The sequence below is a fragment of the Streptomyces krungchingensis genome, assembly GCF_054729265.1.
On sequence record NZ_JBPUKY010000002.1, the window covers coordinates 1166399 to 1176799 of the forward strand.

Sequence of the window (10401 nt, forward strand, 5' to 3'; positions counted from 1 at the left end):
GCTCGAGCGGTTCCGCTGACATCCAACGCTGACATCAACGACCCCGGACGGCAGCGATACACAGCAGCCACGTTTGGCACCGGTTCATGAGGCGAGCCCCGACCAGACCGAGGGGAGATCGAACTTACAAGGCGGATGTCGGCGGTTCGAAACCGTCCGCGCCCACCAGTTCCAGGACACGAGAAAGGCCCAGGTTCGCGGGTGGGAGTCCGCGAGCCTGGGCCTTGATCATTCTCGGCCGCTCGGAGCCGTCGTGCCACTTACGTGCCAGATGGGCCGCGCGGAGGCCGCTTCACCTTCGTGATCTGGCCGTCCACGTAGTCGGCGATCTGGTGGTCGCGGCCGGTGACGAGGTGCTGATAGACCAAGGCTGCACTGCCTGGACATCGTTCATGTCGAGGTCGCCAAGGGCGAAGAGCTTGCGGGCCAGGCCGTCGGTGACGGCGGTCTCCTCGTCCGGGGGGAACGGGGGTTCGCCGGGCGAGTCGACCGCTGCTCGGACGAGACGGGCGGCCAGCTTACGCACGTCCCTCTCCGTCAACTCCCGCTTCTCGCCACGGAACGACACGAGGGCGGACAGGCGTACGGGCTTGCCCACCAGCCCGGCGCCGGATCCCTCCTGTACGAATAACTTCTTCACCAACGGGCCTATGAGACTCGACGTGAGCCTGGTGCCGAGCACTGCCGGGTCCAACTCCGCCCCCCGTCGTCATGCGGATGGCGGTGAGCTTAGCCCGGGTGAGATGGGGCTGGATGCCTTCCGCTGAAAATGGACGAATAGGGTGTTGGGGAGAATCGTGAGCGCGCACGATCGTGGAGTCCACCGTGGCCGCCCAGTTGAGGTCCTCGTCGGCGTCGGCCTGAGCTATCAGTGCGGTGAAGACTCACTCCCGGGTGCCGTCGACGGCCCACATCCGCAGCCGGTCTGGAACTTGAAGGCGATCGTGTCGATCACCTCACGGCGATCCCGCCACCGGCCACCCCGCTTCGGTGTCCGGTGGCGGGAGCAACGCCTCGATCGGCGCTCACTGCGCGTCAGTCAACGGCGCACCCGGATCAAGGATCGGATGATCTCAACGAATGCGCCTAGTGCTGGACGAGTTCGCGGATCAAACGGACGACATTTGCCACGGCCGACACAGCAGCAAGTGTCACGGCCCAGCGGGGCTTCTCCTCTTTGGATCCGAGGACGCGGGCGATACGGTCTTTATGCACAGGACATCACCTCAACTGCGAGGGGTGTTATCGGAAGCCCGTCACCCCAAAATCACGCTGTCCAGGCCGACTTGGGGAGGCGGGCTTCTGTTATTTCAGCAGCAGGCAGCTGCAGCACGGCAGTCCGAAGCGACAGCATGTTCCTGCAGCTTCAGGACCCAGAGGGGGGTAAAATTGGCCGTGAATGCGAACAAAAGGCATCTAACGGTTCAAGGTGAAGGGCCCCACAGCCCCTAGACGATGGGGCACGAGTCCTTCAACGGCCAGCTGACTGCCACAGCGACACAGCGAGAGCACCCACGTCCGTCAGCGCGGCGACGGCAGGCAGCGGCACCCGCCCCGTTCCAGAGCGCCCGCGGAGTCGCCTGGCGTGGTCGTCGAGGGTCTTGTCCGTCCGCTCGCCGCGCTGCGCCAGGAGCGCGGGCTGCCGCAGTTGCCTGGTGAAGCACACCTCCATGGTGCTTCGTAGCTCGGCCAGTTCGAAGGCGTCGAGCCTGGTCGATGGTGGGCGGGGGCCTCAGCGGGTGCCGACGTGTTCGGCGACCAGTCCGCAGCGTGCTTCGATCCAGCGTGAAGTTCCTGAGGAAGCCCTGTCCGGAGTCTCCGCCTCTCGGTCCCGGGCGACGCCGCCGGCAATGAATCGTGGAAGACCCTCTCGCCACCAGTGAGCGGGGCCGGCCCGCCTGCAGCATTCCTCAAACCGCTGCGCAGGACTGCGGCCCGGCTCCATGATCCTGACGTGGCGATCTCAATCCGGCGTAAGCGTGAGGCCCCCCGCGGCCGGTACACCCCGAACCTGTGGCCCGTGTGGATCGTGGCACCCGTCGCGCTGATAGCCGCCGGTGCTCTCGGCTGGGTCATCTACCACTACGCCTACGACCATTTCGCGCAGGCCGCCGCGGACCAGAACCCGGCCAAGCCGGTCAACATCAACGACGTCCTCAAGGCCACCGTCACCGCACTGACCCTGATCGGTGCCGTCCTCGCGGGCCTGTACGCCTACCGCAGACAGCTCCTCGCCGAAGGTGACGCGCACCGGTCCGACGCAAGCCAGCTCGCCGACCGCTACACCACCGCTGCCGAACAACTCGGCCACGACCAGGCCGCCGTCCGCCTCGCCGGCGTCTACGCCCTCGCCCGCCTCGCCGACGACTGGGAAGAACAACGCCAGGTCTGCATCGACGTCCTGTGCGCCTACCTCCGCATGCCCTACAAACCCGACCCCGCCGCCCAGGGCCACAAGACCGGCGAGCGGGAGGTCCGTCACACGATCATCCGCGTCATCAGCGCGCATCTGCAGGACCCGGATGCGGCCACCGCCTGGAGCAGGTACCGCCTCGACTTCACCGGCGCGGTCTTCGACGGAGGCGACTTCGCCGGCAGCCACTTCGCAGGATGGGTCTCTTTCGACGGGGCGACGTTCAGTGGAGGCAGGGTCTCCTTCAGCTACGCGACGTTCAGCGGCGGCAAGGTCTCATTCGACCGCGCGGCGTTCAGAGGCGGCAGGGTCTCCTTCGGCGCAGCGACGTTCAGCGGCACGACGTTCAACTGGGGCCTGCTTCCCGTCCCGAGCTGCGCCTAGACGCCGGCACCGGCAATGCCCTCGATGCAATACCCGGGACGGCACCGCACAGAGCCGTGATGCCGCTGGCAGGACCGCTCTGCTGTACGCAGGCAGCTCCTCGACGAGATCGGCGGGGGCTTCTTCATGCCCGGAGTCTGTCCGCATTCGCCCAATTTTCCTGCCTGAACGCGTTCCTCGTGGACGCCAGAGTGCCCATGTGAGTGCGGGTGCCCATGCGGGTGCGGGACGAGGCGGGGGCTTGTGCGGCTGACCCCGCGCTACCCCTTCATCAGCGCTGCCGGGTGGGTGCCTAAAACTCGCTGTGGTCTGTGGTCTGTGTTCGTGGAGTCCATGCATGGCTGGTTCGACTCCTTCTGGAACCACCTTCCTCACCTGGTGCGACCCCGCCTTCCTGGTCTGCCCGGAGGGGGCGCCGTTTCCCGATCCGCAGGAGGACCAGCTCATGCCCAACGCCCCGCACAACGACGGTCACACCATCGCCATCCGCGCCACGGCCGGTGACCTCTACCGTGCCACGGACTGTGCCGTCCAGCTCGTCAACGCGGCCCTGTACCTGCGCCGGCCGCTGCTGGTGACCGGCCCGCCGGGCAGCGGGAAGTCGAGCCTCGCGTACGCGGTGGCGCGCGAGCTGCGGCTCGGGCCCGTGCTGCGCTGGAACATCACCAGCCGCACCACCCTGCGCGACGGGTTCTTGTCAGTACGACTCGCCGTCCCGCCGCCGCGCACGAACGGTCCGTGGACGACGGGCTTCAGGACCATCTGCGCCTCGGCCCCCTCGGCACCGCCCTCCTGCCCTACCGCCGCCCCCGGGCGCTGCTCATCGACGAGATCGACAAGAGCGGCCTCGACCTCCCGAACGACCTGCTGAACATCCTGGAGGAGGGCGAGTACGAGATCCCCGAGCTGGTCCGCGCGGCCCGGCACACACCCGCCGCCGAGGTGATGATCGCCGGTACCGACGACCGTGTCCCGGTCCTGCGGGGCAGGGTCCGCTGCCGGGCCTTCCCCTTCGTGGTGCTGACCAGCAACGGCGAACGCGAGTTCCCGCCCGTCTTCCTGCGCCGCTGCGTCCGCTTGTGCGGCGAAGCCCCTCCACCGGCGTTTCGCCTCTCGCCGTCACCGCTGCCGTTCCCGCTGGCCACCCGACTCGCCGCGGTGCCGCTCGACCCGCCTGTTGTTCCACACTTTTTCCGATCCGTAGGAGGACCCGCTCATGTCCAATGACCCTCGCCAGGACCGCCACACCGTCGCCATCCTCCTGATGGGCACGGCGTTCATTGGACTGGTCGCCGTGCTTTTCCCGGCCCTTGTGCCGGCGCTCGGGATCGCCCTGGCCGCGTTCATGGCCCTGGCCCTCTTCCTGATGCTGTGACCGGCCGTACGGCGGCCCGGCCGAACGCCGGGCCGCCTGGCCCACCCGCGGGCCTTGAACCGGTACTACCCGAACCGCAACGCCGTGGGGTGAGGCGGCGTCTCGCGGCGGATGGGCGCAACCAGTGTGTGCCGGTGGGGGTGGGGTTAGACGCGGCAGCTGTCGATGTGGGTGACGTCGCGGTAGTCGGTGATGATGGGGCTGGCCATGGATTCGCGGTAGACGACGGTGGCGCGGCCGTAGGGCCAGGTGGGGTCGTTGTGGAAGTCTTGCTGGGCCTGTGAGCAGCTGCCGAACATGAGGCCGCGGACGACGTCGGTCCAGTCGGTGTCGTCACGGTAGTCCTGTCCCTCGGGGTAAATCCCGGGGCCAAAGGTGATGAACATGGTCTGCGCCCGCGGGTTGAAAGTGACCGTGATGGCATCGTCCAGGTACTGCTGTCCCTGGAGGATGGGGGCTGCGTCGTTGACCAGGCGTTGAGCAGCCTTCTTCTCGGCCGTGGTGGCCGGTACCCGGGCGTCGGCCCATTCATCGATGGTGGGCTGCGTGGTGTCGTTGCGGGTGTAGGCGGGGGAGGGGGCAACGGCTCGCTGCGGAGTCTGCGATGCGGCGCGCGCTGACGGTGTCGAAGCGGCGGGGCTGGGCTGAGGGGCCGGCTTCTTGGCGGCGGCGTCCACCGTGGCTGCCGAGGTGGTTCGGCCGCCGTGTGCTGAGGGGCCCGCGCTGTGGTTGTCGTGGGAGGACTGGGTGGCGGCGACGGCTCCGCCGATGCTGCCGAGGATCGCGGCGGCCGCGGCGACGGCCATGTAGAGCCGGGTCCGGTTGCCGTGCCGTGCCGGGGCGGGCCACGCAGCTTCGTCGGGGGGTGCCGTTTCCCAGTGCAGGGTGCTGATGAGGTCGGGTATCAGCGTGGGCGGTGGGCCGCCGTCGAGTGTGGTGATGGCTGTTGCCTGGGCGGCCAGCAATTCGGCTGCCGCAGTGGCGAGTTGCGCGGCGCCGGGGCGGTCGGCCGGCTCTTTCGACAGGGCGTTTTCGACCAGGGGGAGCAGGTCGGCCGGTATGCCGTCCAGGTCCGGCTCGGCCGATATGACGCGAAAGGCCACGGCGTCGGCAGCGCCGCTGCCGAAGGGCAGTCGGCCGGTCGCGGCGTAGGCGACGAGGGCTCCCCAGGCGAACACGTCGCCGTGCGGGCCGACGGCGCCGGTGCGGTAGTGCTCGGGGCTGATCCAGCCCGGCGTGCCCGTCATCACTCCGGTACGGGTGACCGAGGTGCCGTCCAGAGCGTGGGCGATGCCGAAGTCCAGCACCTGCGGACCGGACGGGGCCAGGATCACGTTGGGCGGCTTCACGTCCCGATGGACCACGCCCGCGGCGTGGATGGTACTGAGCGCGGCTGCGGTGCCGGCCGCCAGCGCATACAGATGTGCCCCGGTCAGGGGACCGTTGAGCGTTATGTGCTGGTCGAGAGTGGGGCCGGGGATGAAGGGCGTGGCGAGCCAGGGGAGGGCAGTGTCGGTGTCGGCGTCGCGGACCGGTATCAGGCAGGGGCCGGTGACCCGCTGGGAGAGCTGCACTTCACGCCGGAACCGTGCACGGAATTCGTCGTTGGCCGCCTGTGCCGGATGAATGACCTTGACGGCCATCCGCTCACCGACGCCGGACAGAGCGGCGAACACCGTGCCCATGCCGCCCGAGCCGAGCCGTCCAACGACACGGTAGGACCCTATGCGGCGCGGATCGCCCGGCTGCAGCGACTGAACACGGTTGGACACGCACATCCCCCTGGCGATCAACGGCACGCACGGGCCGAAGCGGTAGCCCATCGTAGTGGCCGTTTTATGCAGATCATGACCAGGCCGGGCCAGCGCCGAAAACGCGCCCGCAGGAAGGAACGCGCCCGACGACAGGCCATGACGGCCGCCGTCGTCGAGCCCGGTCGGCAGCCTGCCAACGCCACCCCACAGGGACCTTCTGGGGTCATGACACAGGCGCAAGACCCACGCGGCGACCGACCTCGGCGGCCAGTTCCGGCCCTCGGAGTCGATGCAGGTGACGCGGCAAAGAACACCTCGCCGCGCCGCTCAATACGCTTCACGAGACCGTGCCGGCCGCCGGGGCATCCATGCGCTGCACCACGTGACGGTCAGGCAGGGCATGCTCGCGTCCGGTGTTGGCGAACGGGAGGGGCTGGCCGTCGCAGCGGCTGGGTCAGCGGCGGCGCCGCCCGAGCAGGCGCTGCCGGAACGTGGAGTGTCTGCTGTGCCAGCGTGCCTGGATGAGTTCTGCGCTGGAGGGGCCGGTGAACTGGGGGGAGACGGCTGCGTAGGCCTGCAGGAGGGCGAGGAGATGCTGGTCGACGTCGGGGAAGCGCCGTTCTTGTTCCACGAACGGTTCGATGGCTTGCCATACCTTTGCGATCCGGCCCCGCGCCATGACGATGGCGGCGGTTTCGTCGATGACGCCCAGCGCGTACAGGCCGGCGAGTGTCTGGAAGAAGTAGGCGACGTTGTACACCGCCGCTTTCGCGTCAGGCGGCAGGCCCCGCAGCCCGCCGTCCGGCGCATGCTCACGGTTGAGATCGCGGCAGACGTAGGCGTACTGCTCGTGCAGCTCGGCGGAGCGGAACTCGGCGAGCAGGTCCATCAGAGCAGGTATGTAGTTCGCCTGCCGGGCGATCTGTACCTGTCGCGCTCCGAACCACATCGAGGCGAGCACCGCGGAAACGGAGATCGCTATGGCCAGCACGTTCCAAAGGGTGGCCCCGTCCACGAGCGCATCGTAGATCTGCAGTGCCCAGGTGGCGAGGGCAGCGAAGCGGTCCGGGAGAACCTGTGCCGGCCGTCACCGTACGGCAGAAGGCTCGTCGCACCGGTGCCGTGATCGGCACCCGGAGGGGAGAGCACCGCTGTCCGATGCACCGGAGCCCTACGAGGCCGCCGCGGCGGCGTTGAGCGAGCGGCTGTGCGAGCTCGTGATGCCGGGCCCGCCCCCTACACCCACTTGCCTTCCGCCAACCAACGGCAGCTGCAAGGCCACGAGGGGGCTGCCGATGGCCGGCCCCGGGCAGCGCGTAGCGTCGCCGTGCAGGAAGCGGAGGCGAGGACGGCTGCCGCGCTGTGGAGCAGCAACGTCCCATGGCCCGGCGCGGCTCAAAGAGTCGGATCGTCGCCTTCGGAATCGGGTTGAGGAGGGCGAACATCGCGAAGGGCCTCGGCAACAAGGTCCTTGAACCGCTGCAACGGTAGGTCGTCGCCCGCCATGACCTCCAGGTACCTCGTGGGCGTTGCCAGGCCGCCTTCGATCCAACGGACCTGATCCATCACGGCCAAGGCGAACAAGCGTGGAGTCAAACGATCAGGGACTTCGAACTGCACGCCGGGAATGCATCGCTGACGTACCGCACGACCGTCTTCGGGATCCTGTTCGCCCGTCGTGCGGCTGTTGCGCAGGGGAGAGTTGGCGAGGGTTTCGATCGTGCCGGGGCTGGAGGTGAGGTGGGATGATCCTGTCCTGTCCGCTGCGTCTGGCGACGCCACGTGTACCGGATCGCCGGTGGCCGATGAGGAAGACGAAGGATCGATGACACTGAACGTGGGCCAACGGGTGCGGCTGGCGGCGGATTTCCGGTTGGCCGGGTCGGTGACCCCAGTCGGTGAGCTGCCGGAGGAGTCGGGTGCCTTCGCCGCCTCTGTGGCCCTGGCAGCGGGCATCGAGGGCACCGTCGAGCGTGTGGATGAGCATCACCGGCAGCAGAGCCACGAGGTCCGTGAGTACCTGCGCCTCAAGTCGCTCCTGGGCGACTTCGGCCACCAGATGCCGCCGGCGAGCAGAAGGCAACTGGAGGAGCAGGTGGGGGCGTTGGAGGAGCAGTGGGTCGCCTACCAGCGACGGATGCTCCGTGTCACGGTCCGCGTCCGGCTCGACAACGGATTCGTCCTCGACGATGTCCCCGAGGAGGCTTTCGCCTCCGCCTGATCGTCGGGGCGCTCGCCTTCCGCGGACCGGCCTGTCAGCCGCACAGGACACCCGGGCTGTGATGTGGTGCGGGCCGGGGCTGTTCTTGGCGGCTCGCAGCGCCAGTGCGAAGGGTTCGGAGTGCTGGAGGGCGTAGGCGGGGCGGTGGTCGCGGCCCACGGTGTGATGGTGGGTGATCGTGGCGCGGTGGCGGTGCTGGACGTCGGTCGCGACGGCCTTGATGTCGTCCCAGACCTTCGCCACCCTGGCGAGTCCGGCGTCCGCCTGTCCGCCTGTCCGTCGGTCGCATTGGGCCGTGCCGGGACAACGGGCTCGCCGGGTCGTTCTTCGCCGCCCGCCCGAAAATCCGTGGAACCGCATGCTCGTGTGCCGTTACCGTTCTCCCGCCCGCAGTCCGCAGTCCGCAGTCGCCTTGTCGAGGACGTGCCGTTGTACACCAAGTGAGACCCCCCGAGCGCTGATCCGTCGCGCGACGCACCTGTGCGCCGCGCTCCTTTCTGCTGCGGTCTTCTCACTGGAACCGGTGTATCTCTGTGTCCAAAAACTGGGCGGTCATGCCCACCTGCCTGCCGACAGTTCCCCGCGATTGCCACAGGCGCGCCCCCGGCCGCTTCCGGGCGAACAGCACATTTTGTGCCACCGCGCACCACAAGCTCCTCGACGCCTTGTTCCTCGCGCTGCGAACCGGGTGCGGGGACACCACCAGGCTCGCTGTCCCTAAGCGGCTGAACGTGCGTTCCGTACCACCCGAGCTCCACAACCTGCTGCACGACAACGACCCCGGCCTGGCACCCGGCCTGGCAGCCGGCGTGCTCCGGGGCCCGGTCATGCGGCGCCGAAGCGTGGGCCGTTCGGGCCGGACCGAGCGGCCGGCCTGGCAGTCGCCGTACGGTCCGCCGCCGCACCGGGCACACCGCGGCCGGTGGGCGCCTGTGCCGGGGGTGGCCTGGTCCCGGTCCGCTCTGCGGCGCGCAACCCTGTGCGACCGGTGCGTCTGAGCGCCGAAGGATTCGGCTCTTCGCGAGCCTAGGTCAAGACACTGCCCGCCGAGGGGAACCCCGTGTCGCCGCTCGTACTCAACCCGCCGCGCCTTCGACCGCGGTCGTTGGATGCTGTGGCTGGGCCGAAGAGCGGCAGCCCGGGGGATTCCCTGAAAGTTGCAGACTGTGATCTGCCGTGGCCGTGCTCACGGCCCAGGTTCTGCATGCCATGGTCGGCCTTGTGCAGCAGAGGAATCGCGCTGGCTGCTGGGCCGCGGGGCTGCGGCTGAGGGGCGGTGGGCGCGCATCCGGGAGACTCTCCGGTCGGGGTCCTGGACCGGCCTCCAGATGGGCGCGGAAGGCCCGTGCTCGAGCACATCGGCCGGCGGCCCTGACAGGACGGGAACGTCATACAGGAAGGCAGCCGGCGCCAGGTTTCCGGCAGCCGCGCACCGGGCGCTGATCCGGGTCTCCGCACCGGCCGGGCCCGTGCCATCCAGGACGAACAGCAGCCTGGGGAAGAGCGGGTGGTGCCGCCGCCACTCCTCCTGCGGCGGCTCCTGGCCCAACGACCGGCACTGCGCGACGGGCAGGGGGAGGAGGTAGCGGTGGAGGCGGGCGTAGGCGGTGAGCTTCGCGGTCAGGCGCTCAGGTCCCATGGTGGCCCGGTGCGCCTCCGCGAAGGCCCGGAGCATCACACCACCGGCGCCGCCGCAGCTGCGGTAGAACAACACCGCATCCGGGATGACGGCTTCGCCGCTTCCCACTGGGTGGTAGACCTCCGGTATCCAGTCCGGCGGCCGGTACACATCGCCGTGGCGGCGCGCGTTCTGGGGGAAAGCGAGCCCTGTCTCGGTCACCGTCAACGCGTGTCCGACCCGCAGCCGCACTTCAGTCGGATCGGACACGGTCTTCGGCGTCCGCCGTGTCCGAAACTCCGGCCACTCGCAGGCGACGGCGGCGCAGTCCTTCGCGACGGCAAGGCCGTCAGTCCAGGCGGTGCCCCAGGCGGACCTGGCCGTCTCGAGCGTCTCGAGCTCCACCAGGTGCCGGGCTTCAGGGGTGCCGGTCCTGTAGGAGCGTCGGACATCCGCCGGCCACTGCCCCAGCGGATACCCGCAGACGGCGCCCCCCTTCAGGGGCCGTGAGCACGTACGGCACCCGCAGCTCGGTGCTGCCCGTCTCGCGCAGCCACCTGGTGGCAGCCTCGATGCCGCGGCGCCGGTAGGCGTCTTCAGGGTCGATCCGCAGCGAGACGGACTGGGCCGGCGTGA

At 69.0% G+C, this 10401-nt stretch carries 10 protein-coding genes and 3 pseudogenes; 5 read left to right on the forward strand and 8 right to left on the reverse strand.

Going from position 1 to position 10401, the window contains the following annotated elements; genetic code table 11:
* Positions 1 to 370: 370 nt before the first annotated feature.
* Both ACSYGO_RS45960 and ACSYGO_RS45965 read right to left on the reverse strand, forming a co-directional pair.
* Positions 371 to 694, reverse strand: a pseudogene (locus ACSYGO_RS45960) (NACHT N-terminal Helical domain 1-containing protein); the annotation flags it as partial.
* A gap of 777 nt (positions 695 to 1471) precedes the next feature.
* A complete protein-coding gene (locus tag ACSYGO_RS45965; protein WP_426682795.1) occupies positions 1472 to 1672 on the reverse strand; it encodes a hypothetical protein in 201 nt (66 codons plus the stop codon).
* Positions 1673 to 1954: 282 nt separating this feature from the next.
* On the opposite strand from ACSYGO_RS45965, the gene ACSYGO_RS45970 reads away from it, so the two are divergent.
* The 3 genes and pseudogenes from ACSYGO_RS45970 to ACSYGO_RS45980 all read left to right on the forward strand — a co-directional run bounded on the left by ACSYGO_RS45970 (position 1955) and on the right by ACSYGO_RS45980 (position 4172).
* The gene (locus ACSYGO_RS45970) at positions 1955 to 2797 is read left to right on the forward strand and encodes a pentapeptide repeat-containing protein (protein ID WP_426682794.1); all 843 of its coding nucleotides are present in this window, start codon (positions 1955 to 1957) and stop codon (positions 2795 to 2797) included.
* A 394-nt stretch (positions 2798 to 3191) separates the two neighbouring features.
* Positions 3192 to 3877 (forward strand): annotated as a pseudogene (locus tag ACSYGO_RS45975) (AAA family ATPase); the annotation flags it as partial.
* A 136-nt stretch (positions 3878 to 4013) separates the two neighbouring features.
* Complete coding sequence (locus ACSYGO_RS45980) at positions 4014 to 4172, forward strand: hypothetical protein (RefSeq protein ID WP_426682638.1); 159 nt, start codon at positions 4014 to 4016, stop codon at positions 4170 to 4172.
* Positions 4173 to 4318: 146 nt separating this feature from the next.
* Here ACSYGO_RS45980 and ACSYGO_RS45985 read toward each other — a convergent pair whose 3' ends face one another.
* The 3 genes from ACSYGO_RS45985 to ACSYGO_RS45995 all read right to left on the reverse strand — a co-directional run bounded on the left by ACSYGO_RS45985 (position 4319) and on the right by ACSYGO_RS45995 (position 7546).
* Entirely contained in the window at positions 4319 to 6166 is a 1848-nt protein-coding gene (locus tag ACSYGO_RS45985; RefSeq protein WP_426682639.1) for a serine/threonine-protein kinase, read from the reverse strand.
* 214 nt (positions 6167 to 6380) lie between these two features.
* Complete coding sequence (locus ACSYGO_RS45990) at positions 6381 to 6941, reverse strand: DUF4760 domain-containing protein (protein ID WP_426682640.1); 561 nt, start codon at positions 6939 to 6941, stop codon at positions 6381 to 6383.
* Positions 6942 to 7321: 380 nt separating this feature from the next.
* Entirely contained in the window at positions 7322 to 7546 is a 225-nt protein-coding gene (locus ACSYGO_RS45995) for a hypothetical protein (protein ID WP_460390413.1), read from the reverse strand.
* A gap of 205 nt (positions 7547 to 7751) precedes the next feature.
* Here ACSYGO_RS45995 and ACSYGO_RS46000 point away from each other — a divergent pair, with 205 nt between their 5' ends.
* Entirely contained in the window at positions 7752 to 8147 is a 396-nt protein-coding gene (locus ACSYGO_RS46000; protein ID WP_426682642.1) for a hypothetical protein, read from the forward strand.
* A 120-nt stretch (positions 8148 to 8267) separates the two neighbouring features.
* Here ACSYGO_RS46000 and ACSYGO_RS46005 read toward each other — a convergent pair.
* Positions 8268 to 8507, reverse strand: a pseudogene (locus tag ACSYGO_RS46005) (hypothetical protein); the annotation flags it as partial.
* A gap of 194 nt (positions 8508 to 8701) precedes the next feature.
* Here ACSYGO_RS46005 and ACSYGO_RS46010 point away from each other — a divergent pair.
* Entirely contained in the window at positions 8702 to 9145 is a 444-nt protein-coding gene (locus ACSYGO_RS46010; protein ID WP_460390414.1) for a DUF1062 domain-containing protein, read from the forward strand.
* Between the two features lie 188 nt (positions 9146 to 9333).
* On the opposite strand, the gene ACSYGO_RS46015 is transcribed toward ACSYGO_RS46010, so the two are convergent.
* Both ACSYGO_RS46015 and ACSYGO_RS46020 read right to left on the reverse strand, forming a co-directional pair.
* The gene (locus ACSYGO_RS46015; protein ID WP_426682644.1) at positions 9334 to 10170 is read right to left on the reverse strand and encodes a replication-relaxation family protein; all 837 of its coding nucleotides are present in this window, start codon (positions 10168 to 10170) and stop codon (positions 9334 to 9336) included.
* A gap of 13 nt (positions 10171 to 10183) precedes the next feature.
* On the reverse strand, positions 10184 to 10401 hold a 218-nt coding region (locus ACSYGO_RS46020; protein WP_460390415.1), incomplete at its 5' end, for a hypothetical protein.